This window comes from Anaerolineales bacterium (genome assembly GCA_003105035.1).
Taxonomy (GTDB): domain Bacteria; phylum Chloroflexota; class Anaerolineae; order Anaerolineales; family UBA4823; genus FEB-25.
Genome location: PQAL01000033.1, coordinates 133,883 through 158,994 on the forward strand (window position 1 = coordinate 133,883; position 25,112 = coordinate 158,994).

At 51.6% G+C, this 25,112-nt stretch carries 22 protein-coding genes; 6 read left to right on the forward strand and 16 right to left on the reverse strand.

Features of this window, described 5'->3' with window-relative positions:
- Positions 1-14 precede the first annotated feature (14 nt).
- Positions 15-1,676 (forward strand): hypothetical protein, encoded by a 1,662-nt coding sequence (locus C3F13_13645; GenBank protein ID PWB51481.1) that lies wholly within the window; start codon positions 15-17, stop codon positions 1,674-1,676.
- A gap of 126 nt (positions 1,677-1,802) precedes the next feature.
- Positions 1,803-3,155, forward strand: coding sequence for a hypothetical protein (locus tag C3F13_13650; GenBank protein PWB51482.1), 1,353 nt, complete (start codon positions 1,803-1,805; stop codon positions 3,153-3,155).
- A 132-nt stretch (positions 3,156-3,287) separates the two neighbouring features.
- On the opposite strand, the gene C3F13_13655 is transcribed toward C3F13_13650, so the two are convergent.
- From C3F13_13655 to C3F13_13685, 7 genes are all read right to left on the reverse strand, one after another.
- Positions 3,288-3,986 (reverse strand): hypothetical protein, encoded by a 699-nt coding sequence (locus C3F13_13655; GenBank protein PWB51483.1) that lies wholly within the window; start codon positions 3,984-3,986, stop codon positions 3,288-3,290.
- Positions 3,983-5,512 carry a hypothetical protein gene (locus C3F13_13660; GenBank protein PWB51484.1) on the reverse strand — a complete coding sequence of 510 codons (1,530 nt, stop codon included), beginning with the start codon at positions 5,510-5,512 and terminating at the stop codon, positions 3,983-3,985. Before C3F13_13660 ends, C3F13_13655 begins: the two co-directional genes overlap by 4 nt.
- Positions 5,513-5,551: 39 nt before the next feature.
- Entirely contained in the window at positions 5,552-6,649 is a 1,098-nt protein-coding gene (hisC, locus tag C3F13_13665; GenBank protein ID PWB51485.1) for a histidinol-phosphate transaminase, read from the reverse strand.
- 45 nt (positions 6,650-6,694) lie between these two features.
- On the reverse strand, positions 6,695-7,474 hold the full coding sequence (locus tag C3F13_13670; GenBank protein PWB51486.1) for a hypothetical protein: 780 nt from the start codon (positions 7,472-7,474) through the stop codon (positions 6,695-6,697).
- Between the two features lie 14 nt (positions 7,475-7,488).
- Entirely contained in the window at positions 7,489-8,469 is a 981-nt protein-coding gene (locus C3F13_13675) for a metallophosphoesterase (protein ID PWB51487.1), read from the reverse strand.
- A 117-nt stretch (positions 8,470-8,586) separates the two neighbouring features.
- Positions 8,587-10,206, reverse strand: coding sequence for a hypothetical protein (locus C3F13_13680; protein ID PWB51488.1), 1,620 nt, complete (start codon positions 10,204-10,206; stop codon positions 8,587-8,589).
- A 59-nt stretch (positions 10,207-10,265) separates the two neighbouring features.
- The gene (locus C3F13_13685; GenBank protein ID PWB51489.1) at positions 10,266-11,060 is read right to left on the reverse strand and encodes a hypothetical protein; all 795 of its coding nucleotides are present in this window, start codon (positions 11,058-11,060) and stop codon (positions 10,266-10,268) included.
- 421 nt (positions 11,061-11,481) lie between these two features.
- On the opposite strand from C3F13_13685, the gene C3F13_13690 reads away from it, so the two are divergent.
- Positions 11,482-12,396, forward strand: coding sequence for a hypothetical protein (locus C3F13_13690; protein ID PWB51490.1), 915 nt, complete (start codon positions 11,482-11,484; stop codon positions 12,394-12,396).
- A gap of 89 nt (positions 12,397-12,485) precedes the next feature.
- Here the strand turns inward: C3F13_13690 and C3F13_13695 are convergent, their stop codons facing one another.
- The 9 genes from C3F13_13695 to C3F13_13735 form a co-directional block, all read right to left on the reverse strand.
- Positions 12,486-13,994, reverse strand: coding sequence for a 6-aminohexanoate hydrolase (locus C3F13_13695; GenBank protein ID PWB51491.1), 1,509 nt, complete (start codon positions 13,992-13,994; stop codon positions 12,486-12,488).
- Positions 13,995-14,027: 33 nt separating this feature from the next.
- Positions 14,028-14,693: a hypothetical protein gene (locus C3F13_13700; protein PWB51492.1), complete on the reverse strand. Its 666-nt coding sequence runs from the start codon at positions 14,691-14,693 to the stop codon at positions 14,028-14,030.
- 15 nt (positions 14,694-14,708) lie between these two features.
- Positions 14,709-15,365 carry a hypothetical protein gene (locus tag C3F13_13705; GenBank protein ID PWB51493.1) on the reverse strand — a complete coding sequence of 219 codons (657 nt, stop codon included), beginning with the start codon at positions 15,363-15,365 and terminating at the stop codon, positions 14,709-14,711.
- 332 nt (positions 15,366-15,697) lie between these two features.
- Positions 15,698-16,330 (reverse strand): hypothetical protein, encoded by a 633-nt coding sequence (locus C3F13_13710; protein PWB51494.1) that lies wholly within the window; start codon positions 16,328-16,330, stop codon positions 15,698-15,700.
- Positions 16,331-16,378: 48 nt separating this feature from the next.
- Positions 16,379-16,831, reverse strand: a complete 453-nt coding sequence (locus C3F13_13715) for a hypothetical protein (protein ID PWB51495.1) — start codon at positions 16,829-16,831, stop codon at positions 16,379-16,381.
- 2 nt (positions 16,832-16,833) lie between these two features.
- Entirely contained in the window at positions 16,834-17,247 is a 414-nt protein-coding gene (locus tag C3F13_13720) for a hypothetical protein (protein PWB51496.1), read from the reverse strand.
- 168 nt (positions 17,248-17,415) lie between these two features.
- Positions 17,416-18,225, reverse strand: coding sequence for a hypothetical protein (locus C3F13_13725; GenBank protein ID PWB51497.1), 810 nt, complete (start codon positions 18,223-18,225; stop codon positions 17,416-17,418).
- Positions 18,226-18,241: 16 nt separating this feature from the next.
- A complete protein-coding gene (locus C3F13_13730) occupies positions 18,242-18,901 on the reverse strand; it encodes a DNA-binding response regulator (GenBank protein ID PWB51498.1) in 660 nt (219 codons plus the stop codon).
- Positions 18,894-20,099 carry a hypothetical protein gene (locus C3F13_13735; protein ID PWB51499.1) on the reverse strand — a complete coding sequence of 402 codons (1,206 nt, stop codon included), beginning with the start codon at positions 20,097-20,099 and terminating at the stop codon, positions 18,894-18,896. The genes C3F13_13730 and C3F13_13735 overlap by 8 nt, the downstream gene beginning before the upstream one ends.
- A 252-nt stretch (positions 20,100-20,351) precedes the next feature.
- On the opposite strand from C3F13_13735, the gene C3F13_13740 reads away from it, so the two are divergent.
- The 3 genes from C3F13_13740 (at position 20,352) to C3F13_13750 (ending at position 25,046) form a co-directional block, all read left to right on the forward strand.
- The gene (locus C3F13_13740) at positions 20,352-21,290 is read left to right on the forward strand and encodes a hypothetical protein (GenBank protein ID PWB51500.1); all 939 of its coding nucleotides are present in this window, start codon (positions 20,352-20,354) and stop codon (positions 21,288-21,290) included.
- 145 nt (positions 21,291-21,435) lie between these two features.
- Positions 21,436-23,217, forward strand: a complete 1,782-nt coding sequence (locus C3F13_13745; GenBank protein ID PWB51501.1) for a multidrug ABC transporter ATP-binding protein — start codon at positions 21,436-21,438, stop codon at positions 23,215-23,217.
- Between the two features lie 44 nt (positions 23,218-23,261).
- Positions 23,262-25,046: a multidrug ABC transporter ATP-binding protein gene (locus C3F13_13750; protein PWB51653.1), complete on the forward strand. Its 1,785-nt coding sequence runs from the start codon at positions 23,262-23,264 to the stop codon at positions 25,044-25,046.
- Positions 25,047-25,112 lie beyond the last annotated feature (66 nt).

A 25,112-nucleotide genomic window follows, 5' to 3' on the forward strand; every position in this document is an offset into this window, starting at 1 on the left:
TGGGGGGTCATAGGATGAGCGTGGGCGATCGATCCAGGTTTTCACCTATTCTTTCCATCCTGATCGTAATTGGGCTGGTCTTGATAAATTTCATCATTCAGATCGGCATGGTGCCCAATTATAAGAATGTGGGTGTGGATAGCGGCACTTTTGCCTACTGCGGGCAGGTGATTCACGATGGCGGGCTACTGTACCGCGATTGCTGGGATAACAAACCTCCCGGTGTCTATTATCTGAATGCAGCGGCCATCAGCCTGGGTGGTTCAAACCCTTTCTCCATCTGGTTACTGCAGGCCGTCTGGCTATCGGTTGCTGTTGTGGTATTCTTTTTCATCCTGAAAAGTATCTGGGATCATAAAGGCCTGGCAGCCCTGGGTGCCTTCATCCTGCTGGTATACGTGCTTTATCCGGGCATCTTCATGGGGGGTAATTTTACGGAAACATATGCTATCCTGCCGGCTGTGCTCTCGATTGGGGTGTTGTGGGCGTACCTGGGTTCAGGTCACAGGAGATGGCTGGTTATCCTGGGAGTGCTGGCTGCGTCTGGATTCCTGCTAAAGCCCACCTACATCGCCATGGGGTTGGCAACTGCCATCCTGGTCGGTTATCTGGAGATCAGGCGCAGGGATGCGAAACACCTGGTGATTAATCTGGCCATCCTGCTTGTCTCGGCTTTTATCCCCGTGCTCATCGTAGGCCTGTATTTTCTGGCCAAGGGGGATCTCGGTAATTTATGGTTTGCAGTATTCACCCATAATTTTACTTATGTCAGTGAAGGTATCTCACTGCGCAGCTTGTATGCGACGGCGCGCATGTTCCTCATTGAGCAGCCCATGGCAGCCCTGACGGTGTTGGTGGGAATCTCAGCCGGGGTGTTCATCTTCCAGAACAGGCAGCTCGTATTTAGCTTCCGCCAGCCCGCTGGCAGCGAGATTGAGCGCTTTACTCCCGGGGCGATGAGCTTACCAGACAGGCGCACCTGGCTTCTGGCTGGGGTGATGATTGGCTTGATCCTGGATATCGCGTTCCTGGCTTCGTCTGGGAAGAATTTTGGGCACTACCTGCAGGTGTTGTTGCCCGAGATGGTCGTGGTGATGGTATACCTGTTCGACTACGTCCGCCAGTCGTTGAAAATCACACGCTTCAGCCAGGGCTTGCAGGCAGGCCTGCTGGCAGCCATCATTGTCTTGATGCTGAGTGGTGGCATGGAGATCGTCGCCAAGGAAGCGCCCAGCCTGAGTGAATTAAAAACGTTCATCACCTCAGATGTTACCCAATACCAGCCCACCGAGCTCGAGCAATTTGTGATCGATAACTCATCACCGGATGACTCGGTCCTGGTTTGGGCTGGCCATCCCGGGATCAATTTTGTGACACAGCGCCGCTCACCCACCCGCTACATCTTTCTCCTGCACCTGTTTAACCCCACTCCGAATGGACCCAACGGTTTTGATGAATTCCTGAATGAGCTTAAGGCTGACCCACCTGAGCTGATCGTTGTCCAGCCGAATTCATCCGTTGGACTACCGAACCTGGAGAGCTCAGCCGAAACAATCTGCCCAGCCTGTGATCCTTCCACACTGAAAGGCTTGCTGGCGTTTAAAGACTATCTCGAGACCAATTACCATCAAAAATTCGCCATCTGGGATTGGGTCATTTACCAACGCATTCACTGATTACACGCCAACCGAACGTCAGATTTGCACTATTTTGCTGCTCGACGGTGGTATACTCAGCATTCGTGTATTCCCGTTCTGTTTGCATGCTTTCTCAAGTTTAATCATCATTTCGCAGAGGTCAACATGAAGGTCCATACCATCCGCTACTCACTTCTCGCCATTTTGCTAATGGCATTATTGCTGTCAGGCGCCTGCACCAGCGTTAGCCCATTACAGGCGGGAACCCAGCGCATATCAATTGCCAACAATGGTGCACAGGCTGAACTACGCTCCAAGCAGCCTTCCATCTCTGCCGATGGCCGCTATGTGGCTTTCACCTCTGATGCCTCTAACCTGGTGAAAGATGACACCAATGGTGTATCGGATGTGTTTGTGCGTGATCTGGTGAAGAACACCACCACGCGGGTATCGGTATCGAGCAAAGGCACTGAAGGGAACAAATCATCCTATTGGCCGTTCATCTCAGCCGATGGCAGCTACGTCACTTTCACTTCCGATGCGGACAACCTGGTTGAGAATGATAAAAACGGTGCTGGTGATGTCTACATCTCTGATGTGCATAATGGTGTCACAGAGCTGGTGTCGATCGGACCGGATGGCAGCGCAGGAAATGATCTATCATTCTGGTCTTCGGTTTCAGAGGATGGGCGCTACGTGGTATATATGTCGAATGCCACTAACCTGGTACCGTCTGATATCAACGATTCCTGGGATGTATTCATGCGCGACCGGCAAAGCGGTGTGACCAGCCTGGTCTCACTTGGTTATGATGGCAGCCAGGCGAATTCGCAATCGGAATACCCGGTGATCTCATCGGATGGCCAGAGTATTGCCTACGCCTCCGATGCCACGAATATCGTGAGTGATGACACGAATGGATACCGGGATGTGTTTGAATATGACCACAAGTCGGGTAAAACCATCCGAGTATCGCTGGCTACAGATGGGACGCAAACCAACGAAGGTACCCAGGCGTTTGTCATCTCCATTTCTGCCGACGGTCGCTATGTGGCCTTCCCATCCCTGGCCACCAACCTAGTGCCTGGAGACAGCAACCATGCCTGGGATATCTTCGTCCATGACCGTAACAAGCGTGAAACTGAGCGTGTGTCAGTTGCCAGTGACGGTTCCCAGGCAGATGCGGGTTCATACGGTGTAAGCATCTCGGCCGATGGGCGTTATGTGCTCTACGGCTCGAATGCCACCAACCTTGTGGCTGATGACACCAATGGTGTGATGGATACCTTCCTGTATGACCGGCAAACAGGCAAAACGGAGCGTATATCCATCGCCACAGATGGCACGCAAGGGGATGATTCTTCAGGCCTCATGTTGATCGCCCCAGTTGGGATCGATTTTGCTTACGGGACGTTGCTCTCATCAGATGGAAGCCGGGCGGTGTACATGTCGAATGCCACCAACCTGGTGACAGATGATACCAATACAGCACAAGATATCTTTATATTTGTGAAGTAGTGCGCTGATTCGGGGATAATCAGGAAAGGAATCAGCATATAATAAGTTGGCGAGGGAAATTTTGTAAAGGCGCAGCGCGGCTGTGCCTTTACTTTTTTCGTGGGGTGGCGAGGGCGATCGACAGCAGCCGGATTATTTCTTTAAGGTCAAATCAGTGAACAGCTCGTCCAGCTGCTGATACCAGGTTTCGTCCATTTTCGCCACATTGGTGGGGATTTGCTTGCGCAGCTTCTCCACCTTGACCACCGGTACAGGGGATGAATTAACCTCTAACTCGACCGCGGGATGGGTGAACACTACCACCGATTTTACGGGGACTTTCTCTTTGGGAATCTCCAACCGCTCGAGATGACCTTTAATCAGGCTTTCAGCACTACGCGTGGCTTTAATTGGATCTCCCAGGTGCTCTTCAACGATATACCGTAATGCCCGGCCAATCGTCATGGACTCTTTCCATTTGTTGTTCTTGTAGGAAAATACCCCGGCCAACCCGATCGTTTCGAGAATGATCACCCCTCCAGGGGTCAGCAGCACATGGTCACATGGCAAAGACGGATAATGATAAATATGATAACTGTCATTCAGCGATTTCAATGCTGCATCCAGCTTTTCTTCGGGGCGCGGTTTTCGTACCCAACGGTTGGCGAAGTAGATGCCCACCATGGATACCCCCAGGCCCGCCACCATCAGCACGAAGGAGAAGTTGGCTGTACTTTGCACGAACAAGGGCAACAACACACTGCCCAGTAAGGCGATCAGGCCTCCGATGCTCATCACATTGGAGATGCGTGCCCGGCTTTTTATTCGCTGGTGATCGATGATTGTTTTCATGGTACCCGGTATAACCTCTGGTGAATGGGGGTGAGCGCGTTATACAGCTGGCGGTATTCTTTATAAAGGGCATCGTAACGGGGCCAGTTGGAAGTCTCGGGTTGTACCACCTGGCTGATCTCGACCAGCTGGTCGACCTCGTCCATGCTGGAGTAAACGCCGAGCCCAACAGCCACCGCCAGGGCTGCGCCAGCCGCACCGGCTTCAAGGTGATTCTTCACCACGCTAACCGGCCGTCCGGTTACATCACTGATAACCTGCACCCACAAACGGCTGTTACACCCGCCGCCGATCGCGTTGAAACCATTGATGTTGAATCCTACCTTTTCCATCGCCTCGGAGATCCAGCGCAGGTGGTATGCCACCCCTTCCATCACCGCCCGCACCATGTGCCCCTTGGTGTGGCTCAGGCTCATGCCGATGAATGCCCCACGGGCGTAATGGTCAAGCACCGGAGCGCGCTCGCCCGAAAGCCACGGCAGGAAGATCAACCGGTCAGCACCTGCGGGGGTTGCCTCGGCCATGGCGCTGAGTATTTCATAACTTGACCTGCCGCTGGCACTGGCCTGTTGCCTTTCGGCTTCACACAGGGCATCGCGAAACCACATCAAGGCCCCGCCGCCCGTCTCCATCTCGCCGGCGATGATGTATTTGTTCGGATCGATGTGATTCAAACCCCAGAATGGCTTAACTGGATCATTGCGAAAGGTAGAAGTCGATACGCCGATCCAGGTGGCCGTCCCAATGCACAGGTGCACCTTACCTTCCTGGTTGGCACCCGCTCCTGATTGGGCCACAGCCACATCGCCCGCACAGATCACTACCGGGGTGCCCTGCTCGAGGCCAGTCTCAGCGTCAGCCTGAGCAGTGATCTCACCGATCACGGTTGTGCATGGGTAGGCAGGCGGAAGTTTCTCCACCGGGATGCCCAGCTGATGGCAAACTTCTTTCGACCACTGCTTGGTATACGGGTCAAACAGGAAATACACCGAGGCCCCCACCCAATCAATGGCGATCTTGCCTGTCAATTTGAAAAGGATATACTCCTTGCAATCAAGCAGGTAGGCAGTTTTATCCCAAACCTGCGGCATCTCCTCCTTCAGCCAGAGGATCTTCGGGATGCTGTCCTTGGCGGTGGGGATATTGCCGGTGTGCTGGTAGATTTGAGCAGCCATGTTACCGTGACCCACCCGGTCGGCTTGCTGCACGCTACGCAGGTCGAGCCAGCTCAGCATGGGAGTAAGCGCTTCCCCATGCTCATCGACGGGCAAGGTGTTCCACATCTGGGCAGAAACTCCCACGCCCAGCACCTCCGCTGGGTCGATGCCTGATTGTTGGATGACCTGACGTGTGGTGGCAGCCACCGCCCGCCATAGCTCATCCGGGTCTTGTTCAACCCATTCGGGGTGGGGATAGGATATCCCATAGGGTTGGTAGGCCGAGTGCAGAACCTGCCCGCGCAGATCGCAAAGCACAGCCTTGTTGCCACCTGTACCGGTATCGTGTGCCAGGATGTATTTTTTCATCAGCTGATCAGGCTTTCTTGGCAGTGATTTGCAGGATCATTAATGGCGCACCTCATCGGCCAGCTCCCGGAACGCATGGATGAAACGCTGGTTTTGTTCAGGGGTGCCGATGGTGACGCGGATAAATCCGCGCGGCATATTGTGGCCGCTCATCGGCCGGATAAAAATTCCCCTGGCTTCCATGCGGTCGCGGATCTCAGCCGAGCTAAGTCCCAATGCGGAAGCATCGATGAGCACGAAATTCCCTTCGGATGGGTAGGCGCGTAGTCCGTCCATTTGATTGATCTCTGCAAAGATCGTGTCTCGCCCGGCGATGACATTCTGCCGTTTGGCTTCCAGGTCGTCGCTGTCCTCAAAGCCGACCAGGGCCGCCGCAATCGAGATCAAGCTGACATTCCAGGGGATGCGTACCCGGTTGAAATAACTGGCCAGGTGCGGGTCGCACAACAGGTAGCCAATGCGGAACCCCGCCAGGCCAAAAGCCTTGGAAAAGGTGCGGTTTACCATCATATGCGGGTACTGTTCCACCATCCTGGCGCGGCTTTCCACTGTGTTCTCCAGCTCAAAGTAGGCTTCATCGAAAAACACGGGGATACCCAGTTCGAGGATGCGCAGCAGGTCATCCAGCCTGATCTGGTTACCGGTGGGGTTGTTGGGTGAACAGATGAAGATCAGCTTGGTCTTGGGTGTGACGGCATTCAGCAGGGCTTTCATATCCCAATAGAAGTCTGCGGTCATTGGTACTTGAACTGGCACTCCCCCGGCAACGCGCACGCGCGCTTCGTACATCGGGAAGGTTGGGATGGAGATCACCGCTTCATCTCCTGGCCCAACGAAGGTGTGCACCACGAAGTTAATCACATCGGTGGAGCCATTCCCCAAGACGACGTGCTCAGCACTTAACCCAGCGGCTTGCCCCAATTTTTGCCGCAGCTTTGGCCCTGATCCTGGGTACAGGTTTCCCAGCCTGGCAGCCTCAAGGATGGCTTCCACCACTTTTGGGGAAGGGGCAATCAGGTTTTCATTAGACATCAAGCGGATTACCTGGGGATTTTCCCAGGCGATATCCATGTGTTTATCGCTATAAGGTTCCGCAGCCTTTACCCACGGAACGACATAATCTTCAACCAATTTCATTCCATTCTCCAATTATCAAAATTATGCGGATCACAATTGCACCGGTTAACGGTGCAGCTCTTCCACATCCTTATACCATTTGACCTTTTCGCCGATCCGCGCCCGGGCCTTCCACCGCAGGGTCTTGGGTGCAGCATCGATGCGTTGTTCGACCTCATGGATGCGATCACTGATCACCGTGCGGTCTGCCTCGGGCAGGCGGTCATAGCGCAGGAGGGCTTCTTCGAGCAGCTTGAGGTTGCCCGTCACCGTACGCCAGAAGCCCCAATCATTTGCCAGGGTCTGTGCGATGAGGCTGCCATTAATCGTTTCCTTGTCGCTGTCACCAATGGGATGCTCTCGCAGGAGCATGATCGTGTCGATCTGGTCTTTCTCGTTGATTTGCACGATCTGCATTTTTTCAAGCAGCAGCTCAGCCAGGGGCAGGGTCAGCTGCTCAACTTCCAGACGACCGACGAAATGTATCGGATGGCAAAAATCCAGCACATTATAGAAAATGTCGATATGGCGGTCGAAGACATGGTCGTGGAACAGCATCCGCCGCTCACCGAACAGTTGGGTCACCTGCTTATCCTCGTGGTAGCCTAATTCAGTTAAAACTTGCTTGATCCCCTTGGAAAAGCGGGGATAGGAGGCAAAGTCAAGATCTGTAAACACCCGCCCCAGCTCATCTTGCAGGTAACCAAATTGTGGGCAATGAGTCCTGAACGCCAGGGCACCAATCAAGCGCATGATGATGTTCGCATACGGTTCATCACGCAAGGCTTCCAGGATGCGGGAGCGTTCACTGTAAAAGTCTTCTAAAATTTCGCCATATTTTGCCATAATCACCACCAATACTAACCAGAGATTAAAAGGTGACCTTTCACCTTGCCATTTTCCAGGTTGATAATAGCTGCTTTCAGGATCCCTTCGGCATACTCACTGCCAGCATTAATCGCTAGGGTGTGCCCAATACGCACATGCCCGGGTGATTCATGGATATGCCCGTGCAGGGTGAGCATCGGCTGTACTTTTTCGATCCATGCTTTTACTGCCGTCGAACCAGCCGATTTCATCACCACCTGGCCCCCCTCGGTAATGATTTTCAAGTTCTTATCGAGATCCGGGCAGGTATCCAGGCCGGAGCTGAAGGGAGGCACATGCAGCACAGCAATGGTGTGTTCGGGATTGTGGATCATCCCTGCCAATGTATCCAGCTTGCTGGCAAGCTGATCTTCTTCGATATCGCGGGCGCACAACCAGGGGGTCATGTTAGCATTTGAGCAGCCTACAATTTCGTACCCCTCCTCCAGCTCGAAGTGGGCCATATCGGGATTGCGGATATGCTGGAATTGACTGACCACTTCATCGATGGAAGCAAAATCGTCGTTACCTGCCATAAAATACAGGGTGGAGTTCAATGGAAGCAGTTTTTCCTCAGCCAGGGTCATCCATTCCTGCACGCGCTGGCACATCTCGTCTTCAAAACGGTGAGCCATTTTATCAGGCTGGTTTTCCAGCTCTTCAGCTTCCTCTTTTTCAAGCACGATGGGGTAGAAACCCACATTGCTGATGTTCTTTTTGATTTTGTCAAGCTCCTGGGGGGTGGTGGCGGTTTCTTCCTTTCCAAACCAGCTCCCAGTATAACGCCCGTGACCCTGGTGGATCACCGGCACCATGGCTTTGCCTGTCACATCCCCACCAACGATCAGGATATTCGCCTTATATTGCATGCTGGCAGACAGGAACTTGCGAAATACGACGTCTGAGCCATGGAAATCAGACCCGTATAGGATGCGGACCGGCTTGCCTGATTGAGATGATTTGCCAAATTTCATTAACAACTCCAAATATCTTTACTCAACTATCATGGATCGGTGGGAACCACCCACCGATCCATGAACTTTTCCTATCCGGGCAGAGATGATCTGGCGCAGATAAGAAGTAAACAGGTATTATACAGGAGGAACCGACTGGAAGGTCCAGTTGATATCGATGCCCTCTTTTGATAGGCGGTACCAGCGGGCAACATAAAATACGATGATGCCACTGATCACGAAGCCTGCCAGGGTTCCGAGTGTGCCAACCCCGATACGGCCACCGACCGCCGGGTATAAGAACGAGGCAATGATCATCCACAGCAAGTAGGTCATGGTGATACCGCCTACGATCGTGATGACTGGAACCTTGCCAATTCTCCGTTTTACGAACGCGCTGGCGTTCTCAAAGATATCAGGTTTTGTGAATGGCAACAGGGTAATCGCCAAGACGGGCACCAGCTGGGTACATACCGCGAAGAACACAAAGTTGAGCTGGGCACCCATTACACCACCTGTGGCTGCATCGATCACGCCGACTTCGGCGATCAGGGTAATGATGAGGATGGCAATGATCGGGCTATGCAGGGTTGGGTGGATGAAGCAGACTTTTTCGGGGATCAGGCGGTCGAATGACCAGGCGAAAATGATCCGGCTGCAATAGAAGAAGTAAGTCTGTGCCAGGTTAATCAGCGTGTATACCCAGGCAATTGCCACCACCCATAACAGGATCAAATTCGGTCTCAGGATGCTTGCGTAGAAGGTAATCCACGGCATAGGATTCGCATCGGTCACCCCGGCATTGCTCAAGTAAGATTCTGCTGCGATCCATTCCAAAGGTACCAGTCGTTGGAGCAGCAAAGCGGCTGAGACGAAGATCGCCCAGGTGACTAGCAAGGAGGACCAGCTACCCGCCAGGAGGGTCTTCTCAGCCTGCTTCACCTCGCCAGCGAAGAAGGTCGGGATGTAATATCCATAAAAGATCCAGAACCCCATGATCAATCCTGCCAGGGTCATGATCGCCACATTTGGATTGATCACCATACCATTGGCTTGTGCCAGGGCAATGCGTCCTTCGTAACTGCCTGCCCCCATGAATTTATCCCAGGCGGCAGGGAAGGCATCCTTGCCTGCAGTGCCGAGCTGGAAATACAGGATCGCCCAGGCGATTAAGCCCAGGAAGAAGCCGACCTCAAGGATGCGCAGGATGGTGCGGGTAGGCAGGATCATGGTGATGAAGGTGATGATGGCACATATTGTGCCGATCACGATGATGCCTGTGCGCGTGGACGACCAGTCAGCAAATGCCGTGAAGGAGGGGTTATTAGCAATAATCCCCATGGACCGGAACAGTACAGGGAGCGCCGTTTTGGGTATCCAGGCAATGAGGGATCCAGCAACCATGGCGCTGAAGATCACCAATGTCCAGCTGGCCGCGAAAGCCAGAGGGGCATTCAATGTGCGGCTGGCCATCGTATAGTCGGCCGCTGAGCGTGGCATGGTGGCGCCGATCACTGAGTAGGTGTAGGCATGGAACAAGCAGAAAAACATGGCTACAGACAGCACACCGATAATGCTGCTGCCTGGCCACACACCGGCGACCCACGAGAATGGGATGAGGCCGGAGGATGAGAGGCTGATGCAGTGGACACCGAAGACCATCGCACCGAAGATGCCGATCGTCCTGACGAGGCCTGAGCTTTTGCGTGCGTATAGTTTTTTATCTGTTGCCCCCGTAGGGGCTACGATTGATGCCATTGTGACATTCTCCTTATCATGATGGTTGAATCAATAGTAAATCACTGGAAAACTGTTGCTCATTTCTGGTTGGTCTCCGATTCTGCCTCCTTTCCTGGCGCATCCGGCCTCTCCAGAGAATCCACCCCTTCGGGATCAATATCGGTATGGATGCGAGCGTAATCACTGAGTAAGAAATCCTGGAAAAACACGACTGGCTTGGCTGTTTCACGGTTATAGATCAGGCGAGACAACATCAGAAGCGGAAATCCCTCCTCGATCCTGAGCTGTTGAGCGACGGTGTCAGAGGCAGCCACCGCTTCCACGTGCTGTGAGGTACGTCCAAGCTTAATCCCATACACTCCCGTCAAAAGGTCGATCGTAGCGGTTTTTTCTAGATCCCAGTCTTCCATTTTGGGGCAACATTGGCAGGGAAAATAGCCGCGCTCGAGGATTACCGGGTAACGGTTAGCAAAACGCAGGAGAACCAGGTGATAGAGGGGATCGCCAATCTCGATTTCCAATATCTCCGCAAGACGGCGACTGGCGACAATCTCGCTGAACTCCAGCAACTGGGTCGTGGTGGCGATGTTCCTGCGCTGCATGGCCTTTACGTAATCCACCATCTCCACCCATTCGTAGGTGACCTTTGGTTTAGCAACATAAGTGCCGGAGCCATGCTTACGTTCCAGTAGCCCTTCATTGACCAGCTCCGTGAGGGCCTTCCGAACGGTCATGCGGCTTACTCCCAGGTCTTCACTGAATTCCCGTTCCGATTGGATCTTGCTTTCCGGCTTGAGCTTGCCCGAAAGGATCAATTCGGCAATATATTCCTGGATGCGCGTGTAGAGCGGTTTATTGAGGTCTTCGCTCATTTACCACTTCCTGTTTATGACTAAAATGATGTATTAATCAATAAAGTGGTTCGTGGTATAGATCTATTCGATATTTTCACCGAATCTGCACGATTTGCCCAAAAAGAGTTACTTTTCAACGATAATTACACGGGAATTTAGCAATATTCTGGATATTATAATCATTTCATAAGAAATGACAAGAAGAATCCACCCATTTTTTAAAACTCGTTGGTTTTCATGGAAATTAGCAAAAGTGGTATATGGTATACTCGCCAACTTGGATTTTATGACTGCCTAAACTGTCTGTGATCCATGCCACAGCCTTGTTGGGGGTCTAACAAAACAGATAAGTATTCATAAAGTAGTGGAATTTTTCTGGAAAACGTATAAAATAGAGATGGTAGAAACTGCTTGACAAGAAAGCTAACAATGTGACCTCATGGATAAGTATATTGATATCGACGCGCTGACCCGTAATGTCACTGACGAGATCTTCCGCATCTTTAAGCAATCACCTGATTCTTGGGTACGGAAGACATTCGGCCCGTTGATGTGGCCGCCAGCCCATCGCTTTGCTGAGCTGGCTGGCACATTTGATCGTTTGGTAGCTGAATTCAGTTTCAGGGAAGCTGCGCGTCAAATGGCGGTCAGGTTTGTCAAATATTATGAAGCATATAATACGGAGAATATTCCCACCGAAGGGCCACTGCTCATCTCCTCCAACCACCCGGGCACGATCGATTCACTGATCATCGCTGCCAGCATTCCCCGGCCCGATCTGAAAATCGTTGCCACAGGAATCCCATTTATCCAAGGTATTCGTAATGCAGCCGATCACCTTATCTATGTTCCCCGAAAAGGCATGCATGAGCGCATGATGGTCGTCCGGTCCGCCATCGATCATCTTAAACAGGGTGGGGCAGTGCTGATCTTCCCAAGCGGGCGGATCGACCCCGACCCGGCATTATCGCCAGAAGCCATGAAAGACCTTGGCAAGTGGTCGCGTAGCGTGGAATTAATGTTGAAGCAAGTACCTCAGACCCAGGTACTGTTATCCATCGTGAGCGGTGTTGTATCGGCTCACTGGCGCTGGAATATATTCGTGCGCTTGATGGGGGATGATCTCAAGCAGCGCACGGTAGCCGAAGTCTTACAGGTCATCCAATCCATCTTCCTGCCGAAATTAAATATGGTGGAACCACGGCTTACATTTTCAGATCCGATATCTACTGAAGAACTCACCAAGCCGGACCAGGAAATTCTGGATGTGATGATCGAGCGCGCCCGCAACCTGATGCAGGCTCACATGGCAGAAGGGCAGAACCTGCTGCCCGTAAGGACTGAAATTGCCTGATCATCCTCCGGCTTGCGGATAAGTAAAGTCACCAGGAAAACTAGCTAAATAGCTCATATTTCCGAAGTCCGATACAACAGAATCGATCATTATGGATTCTGTTGCACGCCTTCGATCTTCATCACCGAAGTTTCTAAGGTCATTTTGCTATCCGCGTAGCGAAGCTTGTAGATATTCAAACCATCATAGAAAACTTCAAAGACAAAGGTCTGTGGATCAGACCAGTAGCCTCTGACAGCCTTTCCATCGTCTCCCATCCGGTATTTCCCGTCCAGGCCAACTGTCCAAACAACCTCCTGGCCATCATCATTCATGAATAACTTTGCTTCTTTGTTGCCATTGAACTCAAGACGAATATAACTTATACCAAGGGGATTTGGCTTCAGGTTATAGGTCTTTCCCGAGATCGTTCGAGCTGTGTCCGGCATGGAACTGGAAGGCCAGGGCTGGGCTGCCTGCCCCAGCGCGGCGACAACCGACTCCAACTTTGCTACACCCGAAGGGTTGGGTGGTAGGGAATTTTCCGGATCGATAAAGGCTGCTTCCAGGATCTTACCTGCCTGGTCATACTCGAAACCGTTGCCTGTGACAACCACTATGGCATTAAATTGGGGGTATACCTTGATGGTTTGGCCGCCCCTTCCAAATGCAAAATAGCTATCCTCGGATACCCACCAGCCATAACCATAATCATCCGAAGGGGTAATACTATTGTAGGGTTTGACAGAATCTGTCACCCATGTGGGAGGGATAATCTGCTTGCCATCCCAAAAGCCTTGGTTAAGCCATAAATATCCCAGCTTGGCAGCATCCAGCGGTTTCAGGAACAAATCACCCCATCCATGAGTGTACCCCTGGGGGTCAGCCTGCCAGTACACATCCTGGATGCCCAGTGGTGTAAAAAGGTTTTTCTGAGCATATTCTTGCTCAGTCATCCCGCTGGCTTGTTGGATAATTGCAGAAAGCAGGTGCATACCGGGGCTATCGTAACAGAAACTGGTACCCGGTTCCCTTACCATCTTTCGATCCAAGGCCTGTTGCACCCAATCCGGCGTGGCGCGCATTGCATCTAAAGTCGGCTCGTCACGGGTGAGGCAACCCGATTCATAACCATTGGTATTACTCACCAGGTCCCGGATGGTCATGCTCTCCTTCCAATCATCCAAATTAGCAATTGTGCGGTTGGGGAAAAAAGACAGCATGGGTTGGTCGAGCTGGATCTTCCCTTGACCAATCGCCAATCCGATCAGCGTGGTGGTGAAACTTTTCGTGACCGATGCCAAATCATGCGGGATGGAAGGGTCGTATGGGTAAAAATACGCATCCAGCAACACCCGGCCATTGCGGATGATCAGCAAGCTATCAATCAGGGCTTTATTTTTCTTGAGATTTTGTAATCCTTCCGCAAGCTTAACCGAATCAAAGCCTTGTTGCTCAGGGGTGCTGGTCCGCCATCCTTTGGTCGGCCAGAATGCTCCAGTAGAATCATCAGAGCCTAACCTCGGGATGAGAATGGCAGCCCCGACTCCAAGGGCTGCCACCAGGACAACGATTACGGCTGCTGTGATGATCGTTTTTTTATTCATTTTTCCTCCCATCGTGATGTTGCTTAAGTAATGAAATCGGTCGGTTCAGGTTTTGCTGGAGTCCAGCTCACCTTGTCCTGTACTAAATAGAATCTGCAGCATGAGCAGTCCGATGGCATAGATCAGCAATAATACCGGTGCCTTTGCCTTATCTATGGGTTTCAGCATGGAGAACTCGATCAGCGGGGCAAACATAAAGATGATTGGGATGGAGCATAGGATAAGGAGTATCAACATTTGTAAAGGCGCAGTAGAGAAAGTTGCCACGACCAATCCACCTGCGCCTGCCAGTAGTGACCAGGAGGTAAACTCGATCATCAGTGGGTTGCCGAAATCATATGTGGCTGGTCCGAATAAATAAAACCCGAATGCCAGCCAGGCAATCATGGCTCCTGCAGTTAGGGACGGCACCCGTGTGTAGCGGGCAAGCAAGCTCATCAGCACCACGAAGATGATTTCTGTTACCAGGAGAAAACCCAAAATTGCCCAGCCGCTGTCGTGGAAATCCTGGAAGGCAACACCAGTTGTGGCTGGATTGGCTGCCAGCACCCGGGCCCATAAGACCTCAGAAATCAACACCAAGCTGAATAACAGCACGGCATACACCACTACCCCGATCAGGGTTGGCAGCGGTTTGATTTTCCGCCCTTTCAGCCACCCAAGGGTGATCGTCACCCCGACCGCAACAATAGCAACCACACTCAAAAGCATATTAATCCAATACGGTTAAGTTACGATCCCGACAATAGGCCAGGTGATGAAGGAATAGTCTTTTTCCTGGGTCACCTGGCTCAAATCGAGAGCGTCGAAGTAACGGATCCGTTTAAGCATGGCCTCACCCTGGCTGTGCACCAGGCTGGGGTCCACACCATCCACGGTGTCATTGGGGCTATGGTAGCGCGTGCCGGTGCGATTATTTTCTAACTCTATGCCAGGCAGTCGTGAAGAAAACATGTCGAAGTCACTGTCAAATCCCGAGCGTTTATTATTAACGCCATACGACATGGCAAAAACACGCGGATTGGCTTTCGCCAGGCTACAAACCAGCCAGCCATCTCCCTGACTGGTCTGTTTCAGAGTGGTCGGACCATGCCCTGGCCAGGAGTCGAAAACAAATACGAGATCGATCTGGTCGGATAACGACGACATCATGAATGCAGTCGACCCCATGTAACCAGCTTCTTCACCATCTGAGAAAAGGAAAATAATGTCGTTTCGAAGTTTCTCTGACGAGAGCAGCATGCGGATGGCTTCCAGCATTGCTAGGGTCGAAACACCATCATCACCTGCTCCGGGTGCACCAGAGTGTGTATCGTAATGACCAGTGGGAGGGAATTTTCCGGTCGGTTGGCTTCCAGGGATACTTACAATGATGTTCAACAGGTTTCCAGTAGCCTGAGTTTCGGTAGAACCCCAGCTTCATTAAGCTTCTTGAGTAAATATTCAGCCACCTTTGCCTGAGCTTATGAACCCATTTGGTGCGGTTGAGCGGCTACTACCTGCAGGTCTTGCATCTCGCGCTCGGCAGAAAATTTATTGGTCGGAGCGCTGGCAGGGGTTACATTTACCGCCATGATGGGGATCAGGCCGATGACGATGATGAGCAGCAATGTAGCAGCCATGATCACGTGTTGTAATTTCAGGATTTTTTAAATGTACTTCATAGCAGGCAAGCTACCTCCTGTTAATGTATGCTGCAGTGATGGTCTTATGCCTCACATTTTTGCCAGGATATCTGCTTTCTTGGCCTCGTAATCCGTCTGAGAGATCAAGCCATCGTCCAGCATCTTCTTGAGATTTTGTAACTTAACCTGGGCATCATCTGAAGGGGCAGCAGTCGCATGGATAACCTCGGGTTTCTTTTTCGATTGTCGTCCAAGCCAGGTGCCGAGTCCCAGGATGATTGCAATAAGTAGCACGATGGGTAGGACGCAGTACAATAGAATACCTTTGGCCAGTATCGAGCCGATGAAAGGTGCAATATTGGTCGTGACGCTGCCTTCCACGGTCGAGCCATTGGATTTGTGGATCGCGATATCATCACTGGACAGGATCAGATCGCCGTGGATCACCGATCCTTCTGCCATGTAGACATCTCCAGAGGTCAATGCTACGTCTCCCCCAACCTGGGAATTCTTATCCATGCGCAAGACACCACTGGTGAGCAGGATTGTCCCGGTCACCCGGCTGCCTTCTTCGAGGGTGACCGTGCCCGATGTGACAAAAAGGTTGCCGTGCATGGTTTTACCCTTGCCGACGATATAATTCCCTGAAAACGAAGCACTCATGCAGCTGGAAAGGATCAAGGAGATCAGCACTAAAAAGATTAGAGCAATTTTTCTGTTCATTTTTCCTCCAAGGGTTTAGATCCATACTCTGGTACCATACCTGCCGCTTTATACCTGGGGGGCACGTTTGGTTTTATCTTTGAATATGGCAGCACCGATGAGGCCCCCGATCGCGCCGACAACGATGTCAAAAATCACTCCAAAGAATGTGACTAAAATATTTCCAACTACGCCTTCTACTCCGCCCATATTGATCTGATCTTCCGGAGACATAAACATATTCATCTGGTTGACGATGCCTGCCATGCCTGCCACGCCAATAAAGCTGAGCAGGAAACCGATCACACCTGCGATAACACCGGCAGTTACTCCCACCCAGACGCCTTCTTTTGTGGTGAGTGAGCCACTCATGCGTTTGTACAGCCAGGTGGCGAACAACGGTCCCACCCAAAAACCTGCACAAATCAGACAATTCACGAAGTTAATGAAAGGAATATTGGTAAGTGCCAGGGTGATGACAGCGCCAACCAGGCCAGTTATGAGGATGTTCTTGGTATTCATTTTTATTCTCCTGTGTGGGGTTTGGATGTGTGGATTGCTTCGATCAGGCTTATATAAGGGCTGCCTTTTTGCACGAATGCGTCAGCACCAGCTTGCTTTGCACTTTCCACATTAGCGGGAGTTGAATGCACACTGAGGATCACGATACGCGTGGCTAAGCTTCGTTGTTTTATCTCTTGTGTGGCCAATAATCCATCAAGGACTGGCATCTCCAGGTCCATGATGACAACATCTGGCTTGAGGCGTTCGGCCTGTTTAATGGCTTCCTGGCCATTTCCTGCTTCACCGACGACCTCCAATTCTCCCGAGAGCTGTAGCAAGAGGCGCAGCTCCTTGCGAACCTGGGGCATATCGTCCACGATCAGGACTCGAATTTGCTGTGTTTTGGAATGGACATCAGAAGATGATATTGCCATGGGAGGCTCCGGGTTGCACTCCTACCCATCATATAGGAATTCAACCTGAAACACACCCGGCTTGGGTCGGAATGTCACTGCTATCCGGATGTATTTATTTTCTAATCCACAAGGTGGAAGGAGCTCAGACGTTCGTCCTAGGGCGAAAGTAGTAGTACTTTGAAAACCTTAATTGGTCTTGTCGGTACGCAGCTCGGAAATCAGGCTGCGCATCTCTGCCAGGGCTGCCTGGGTAAGCTGCTGTAATTGCTCGAGCTGCGGGCGTATGCGTTGCGGATCACGCTCTAGCAAAATCTGGGTCGATCTCGTATTGAGGATAATACCGAACATGGTTTGCGAGACTGAGTCATGCAGTTCACGCGCCAGCCGGTTACGCTCTTCAATCGCCGCAATTTGCTCCACCTGGCTGGCATATTCCTGCAGTTGGGTATTCTTTACCCGAAGCTCAGCTAACATCGTTTCGCTGTGTTGCTTTGCCTGTTCAACTTCCTGGCTGGCTATAACATAAGAAAGCACGGTAATGCTGCCCGCAATCGGGATCAATGCTAAAGCCAGCCCGAGAATCATTCCCTTCCAGACGATCAAGCCGATGAGTATTAATGCACAGAATACCCCACACCAGGCCCAGCGGTCTTTTGCCTGCAAAACCAACGCCATCTGATAGCAAATCAGGGTGAACAATGACATGATGATATCCAGATGGGGTGGCAGCGAAATCATACTCAAAATAATTACCGACTGTAGCAGGTAGATTACGTAAAATCGCTTTTTTGGCTGCAAGGGACGGAAAGATACCAGCAGGAATAGGATGAGAAACGCGAAAACTAAGCCGGAATACCAGGTGAAAAGGCTGGGGTACTTGGAATAACTGTATGTGACCACCCTCAGCAGGAGGGCGCCACAAGCCATGAACAAGGGGATTACCCCGACCTGGATTCTCAGTGGTGTGTTGCGGATGTGTCTATCAATGACGGTCATCGATTCCAACCTTAGCTCATATCTCCACCAGGTGATTTTTTATTGCATATATGGCGAGCTGGGTCCTTTGGCTCAGGTGGAGTTTGCTCAAACTATTACTGATATGTGTCTTCACTGTTTTTTCACTGATATAAAGCTCTTTTGCGATCTCACGATTATTACGTCCCAATGCTACCAGACAGATCACTTCTTTCTCGCGGCCGGTAAGTTCTTCTTTGGATATTTCCTGGGAGGCCGAGTTCACCTGAGACACCTGGTCCATCAATCTGCGGGTGATATCCGGATGTAAGCGCGCGTCGCCGCGTTGGACCGCCCGGATCGCTTCCACAAGCTCGTCTGGTGAGACATCTTTTAATAGATAACTGGCAGCACCCGCTTGGATGGTGGAAAATACTTTATCATCATCTGAAAAGCTAGTCAGTGCGATAATCTTGGTCGGAATACCAGACTCACGTACTTTACGAATGGTGGTGATGCCGTTCATCCCAGGCATGACCAGGTCCATCAGTACAACATCCGGATGGTGCAGCTCGATCATCTCCAGTGCTCTCAGGCCATCCTCAGCTTCACCAATCACCGAGATATCTGCATGCAATTCGAGAAAGGTCCGCAGACCCTGGCGCACTACCTGGTGATCATCCACGATCAAAACTTTTATGATTTCGTTTTCAGCCATCACAGTTAGTCTCCAACTGGTAGTTTTTTTTCAGGTGGATTCGTGTGCCTTCACCCGGAGCAGATTGGATCTTGATATCCCAGTTGATCTCATTCGCCCGTTCGTGCATCCCCGGTATGCCCAGACCAGAACTGCCAGACGGATATACCCTAGAAAACCCTGTGCCATTATCTATGGCTTCAATCCACATTGGATCATCCAGATGGATTTGAAAGCTTGCCTGGCTAGCTTGGGCATGCTTAATGATATTGTTTAATGCTTCCTGGAGGATATGAAATAGTGCCTGGTCTTCTTGAACTGATAGAGTCTGTTCTCCATCAATCTGAACGGAGACAGCTAACCCATCTGAGATCCGCCTGCGCTCGACCTCTTTTTGGAATTCGGCAACCAAACCTATGCCAGCCATATGGTCGGGTCGTAATTCTGAGATGAGGGTGTGCATCTCTTCCAGCGCCCCCTCGACAAGCTGGTTCAAACGGTCAAGTTGTCCGCTCACCCGGGTGGGGTCACGGTCCATCAAGAGTAAGGCGGATTGGGTGGTCAAGGTCATGCTGAAAATCGTCTGGGTGACTGAATCATGCAGCTCACGCCGCAGCCGTTGACGTTCATTAGCGATTCCCAGCTGCCTGCGTGTGTCCGAATAAGTTTCAAGCTGTTGATTGGCTGTCTGAACCTGGTTCATAAGTTTTCGGAGATCCTCGTTAGCGACCTCTGCCTGGCGTGTGGACAACGAATAGGCACACAGGAATATGATCACCGATCCGAACAAGAGCACGTTAATCAAGGCTGCTAGCACTCCCTGGAGGCTGATGAACCGGTAACTGATCAGAATAAAGAAGATAACTAACCAGGCTATCCGGCTAGCACGGTTGACCTGACGCATCACCTGCATGCCCAGGATGCCAAATAGCAACGAATAATAATCGAATTGCTTCAGATCGGGATTGTAAAATAACAGGCAAACCAGGGTGGTTTGGACTAGTAAATAAAAATGGAAGTACCTATCGATGCGAGGCGATAGCCATTGTTCTACGAGGAAAAGCGCCAGGAAACCGAGTAACGCCTCCACTACAAAAGCCAGATTGGCGGTATCACGATTAGTCAGAGCAGAGCGGAGCAGGATGGCGGCGTAAGTCAGCCCCGCTGCCAGTAAGAAAACACTCTGGTGCATCCTTTCGGTCGTCTGCCCGCTTCTCATATATGCTTATCTTTTTTTGGTTAGTGACACCTAGAATCATAGCATGAAAACAAGATAGCATTGATTGGATGGATACGGTAATAAATTATCCATCATCGATGCGTGATCATTTACATTATCCCGATAATCAGGCTCGTTTTCATCTAGAATCAGTTGTGTTATACTGCAGATATATATTATTGGTAACCGAACGGCTGCACAAGTGTTTTACGGGTCATTACTGGTAAATGCTGCATCCGGGGAACGAGATTTATGGTTGTTTATGATCTATGTATTGCCTGGAATTGGGCATACGATGCTGACTTTGTAAGTTTGCTTGAGCAAAGTTGCTTATCCAGGGGGATGACATTACTGCAAATCAAGCCGGATAACCTGCCGCAGATGTTAAATATGCTCGTGGGGGGTGAAATCCACTGCCGGGTGTTCTTTGACCGCGCCTCCGATGTGGATAGTCAATTCTTACCTCTCGTCCAGTGGGTGAGTGAAGATGCTGTTGTCTCGATCAATCCTTACGAACAGGCTTCACGCACCTGGAACAAGGCAGATATTCATACCATGCTGCTCGTGGAAGGCTTGAATGTGCCCCCCACGATCATCCTACCGCCATTTATCGAATACCCCGAGCTGCCTGAGATGGACCTGGGTTCTCTCGGTGAACAATTTACTATAAAGCCAGCGCATGGCAGTGGCGGGGTCGGTGTGATGACCAATGCTACGACGTGGAACCAGGCATTGACAGTTCGCCAGGAACATGCCACCGATCATTATCTGCTGCAGGCACACATCACCCCGGTAGAGCTGGATAGCCGCCCCGCCTGGTTCAGGGTGATCTTTTGCAGTGGTCAGGTATTCCCTTGCTGGTGGAATCCATCCAATCATATCTATGCGCCAGTCACCGAAGCGGAAAAGCTATGCCACCACCTGCATGCTTTAGATGAAATCACCACTTCCATCGCTAATTTATGCGGTTTGGACCTGTTCTCCACTGAGATCGCGCTGAACTCTGATGGGAAATTCACGATCGTGGATTACGTAAACGACCAGATTGACCTGCGCCTGCAATCCACCACCCCCGAAGGTGTGCCAGATGAGATCGTCAGGGCAGTCGCTCACCAGCTGGCTTGCCATGTGGAAGGGTATGCCTGCCCTGAAAGATTGCCCCAGTCCAAGCTATCGAAAGTTGATCGGTGATCGTATATACAGATTACCCGAGAGAATAACCCCAAGTTTTAGCGGGGGGATTCACAATAATTTATCATAATCTCATTGGCGGGTTACGCAAACTGGATTATGATTTAGCCTTGTTCCAGGGGAATGGGAATACGGGCAATTATCGATGAATGACGTTCTCAAGTTACTCAAATATGCAAAACCTTACTGGCGCCGGGCAGTGGTGGCTTTAGTGTTGCTTTCCACCCTGGTGATTTTTGACCTGTGGATCCCCACGCTGGTGAAGAAGATCATCAATCAAGGGATCAACCAGCAAAACCAGGCTGTGGTCATCCAGACATCGCTGATGATGCTGGGTATATCACTGGCGAGTTTTCTCATTGCGGTTGGTAACAATATCACCTCCGTACAGGTAAGCGAGAATTATGGACGCGACCTGCGGGATGCTATCTTCTCCAAGATCCAGACTTTCTCATATGGAAATCTCGACCGGATGAAAACCGGCCAGCTGATCGTCCGGTTGACGAGTGACTCGGGGGCAGTCCAGCGCCTGGTACAGATTTCGCTGCGTATTGGCACCCGCGCTCCGTTGCTGATGATCGGTAGTCTGATCCTGATGTTTTACACCAGCCCAACCCTGGCGCTGTGGATCGTCCCACTATTAATTGTGACGTCTATTGTGATCGTCTTTTTCATTGGCCGGATGGAGCCGCTTTTCCTCAGTGTGCAGCAGAAGCTCGACCGGCTGAACAACGTCTTGCAGGAGAACATCGCCGGAGCACGCATCGTGAAAGCTTTTGTGCGGGCCGATTTCGAAAACCGGCGCTTTGAGACTACCAATGAAGGCTTTACAGAACAGTCTGTGAAGGTGATGCGCTTTATGTCTACCATGTCACCCGCGCTGACTGTTTTTGTGAACTTCGGGGTGGTGATTGTCATCGGTGTGGGAGGGTTAAAAGCCATCAACGGGACGATGACCACCGGCGAAATTGTGGCGTTCACCAATTACCTCACCACCACTATGGTGCCCCTGGTGATGATGACCCAGCTTTCGCAAGTCTGGGCAAACGGCATCGCTTCAGCTAAAAGGGTCAACCAGGTGTTGGATGTCGAACCGGAAGTCCAGGATGTGCCAGGAGCATTAAGCATGCCTGCAAAAACCCCCGGGAGGGTGGTATTCGAGAATGTCAGCTTTCATTACAATGGCTCGGGGGACGAACCCGTGCTTACGGATGTGAATATCACAGCCGAAGCAGGCCAGACGATTGCCATCCTGGGGGCAACTGGTTCGGGCAAGACCAGCCTGGTCAACCTGATCCCACGCTTATACGACCCTTCCAACGGTCAGGTGACCATCGATGGAGTGAATATCCGGGAGCTGAAGCAGGAATCGCTATTGGAAAATATTGCTATAGTACCCCAGGAGTCGGTGCTATTCAGCGGGACCGTGAGGGATAACATCCGTTATGGGCGCCCGACGGCTACAGATGAAGAAGTGATTGCCGCGGCGAAAGTCGCCCAGGCGCATGACTTTATCATGGAGTTAGCCAAGGGTTATGACAGCCATGTAGAACAACGCGGAGCAAATTTCTCTGGTGGTCAAAAGCAGCGCCTGGCAATCGCCCGAGCCTTGCTGCTGAAGCCGCGCGTGCTGATCATGGATGACAGCACCAGTGCAGTGGATGTGGAGACAGAAACCCGCATCCAGCAAGCTCTGGAGGACCAGGAATATAAGCATACGACTTTTATGGTCGCCCAGCGCATCAGCACAGTGCTCAATGCCGACAAGATCATCGTCATGGATGAGGGCCGCCTGGTAGCCCAGGGCACGCACAAGGAGCTGATGAAAACCAGCCGGATCTATCGTGAAATCTATGATTCCCAGCTTGGCAGCGGAAACCATTCCATGCGTGCCTTGTCGCCCGAGTTGGAGGAGGTGCCTCAATGAGCACCCAGGCAACCGGCTACGGGGCAGGTAGCGTGCGCGTGGCGATGATGCAACGCCGGCCTACGGACCCTGGGAAGATCGAAAAGGCAAAAAATCCCCGCAGCGCTGTGATGCGCCTGGCTGCATACTTATTACCGTTCAAGGTTCAGCTGGTGTCGGTGCTGGTGTTCGTGGTTATCTACACCTTGTTAGGCCTGGCCGGACCTTACCTGATTCATATTGCCCTGGACAATTACATTATCCCAGGAAAAGCAGCAGGTTTGGGGTGGGTCATGCTGATTCTGGCAGTCTCTTACCTGTTTAATAACGTGTTCCAGGCTATCGCCAACTGGATCATGTCAAATGTCTCGCAGCGCGCCTTGAAGAGCATGCGCAAAGACTTGTTCACCCAGCTACAGCTGCTGCCATTGAGCTTCTATGACCGTAACCAGTCGGGCGAGCTGATGAGCCGCCTGACCAACGACATTGACGCCATTAATCAGGCAGTATCGCAAAACGTCACGTCGCTCATCGCCAGTGTGCTTTCAATGGTGGGTATCCTGCTGACCATGTTCCTGATGGATTTTTGGTTAGCCCTGGCTTCCCTGGTTGTGGTTCCGATTATGTTTGCATTCACCAATTTTGTGGCCCGCTACACCCGCAGGGGATACCAACAGCTGCAGAAGAATCTGGGTGAGCTGAACGCGGTCATGGAAGAGTCGATCAGTGGTGAGAAGGTCATCAAGGCTTTCCGGCGGAATGAGTCAGTGCTGGATAATTTCCGCACGCGCAACCAGGCAGTATTCAAGGCAGGTGTGACCGCCAATAGTTATGCCCTGCTGCTCATGCCCATCACCAATGTGCTGGGCAACCTGTTTGTGATCGTGATCGCCGGGCTGGGTGGCTTGTTGGCATTGCAAGGCAAGGTATCGGTGGGCGTCATCGCCGCTTTTATCTTATACGCGCAAAACTTCATCAACCCACTGCGTAACATCGCCAACATGTACAATTCCATCCAGGCCGCGTTAGCTGGCTCGGAACGGGTCTTCGAAGTCATCGATACAACGACCGAGATCGGCGATGTGGCTGAAGCCTATTCATTGAAGACAATCAACGGCGACGTAAATTTCGAGCAGGTGAACTTCAGCTACATCCCCGGCAAGCCGGTGATCAAGGATATGTCGTTGCAGGCTAAGGCCGGGCAGATCATTGCCCTGGTTGGCCCGACCGGAGCCGGGAAGACCACACTGATCAACCTGCTCTCACGCTTTTATGAGATCGATGAAGGCAGCATCACCATTGACGGCAAGGACATCCGCCAAATCTGCAAAGATGACCTGCGCCAGCAGCTGGGCATCGTCCTGCAGGATACCTTCTTGTTTTCTGACTCGGTGATGGAAAATATCCGCTTTGGCCGGCTGGATGCCACGGATGAAGAAGTTGTTCAAGCGGCACACATGGCCGATGCAGACCACTTCATCAGGCAGCTACCAGAAGGCTACCAGACGATCCTCTCGGAGCGGGCTGGCAACCTGAGCCAGGGTCAACGCCAGCTGCTGTCTATTGCCCGGGCGATCCTGTCTGACCCGGGCATCCTGATCCTGGATGAAGCTACCAGCTCGGTGGACACCCGCACGGAAGCGCGCATCCAGAAAGCCCTGTTGCGTCTGATGGAAGGACGCACCAGTTTCGTGATCGCCCACCGCCTGAGCACCATCCGGGAAGCCGATAATGTGATCGTGATCAACGAGGGGGAAATCGTGGAGCAGGGCAGCCACCAGCAGCTGCTGGATAAGAAGGGATTCTTCTATAAGCTGTATACGGCGCAATTCAAGGGGCAGGAAATCTAGTAAATAAACCTGAATCCCAGCATTATTAATCACCACTAAATAGTATCGGCTACCGGTTTACGGATT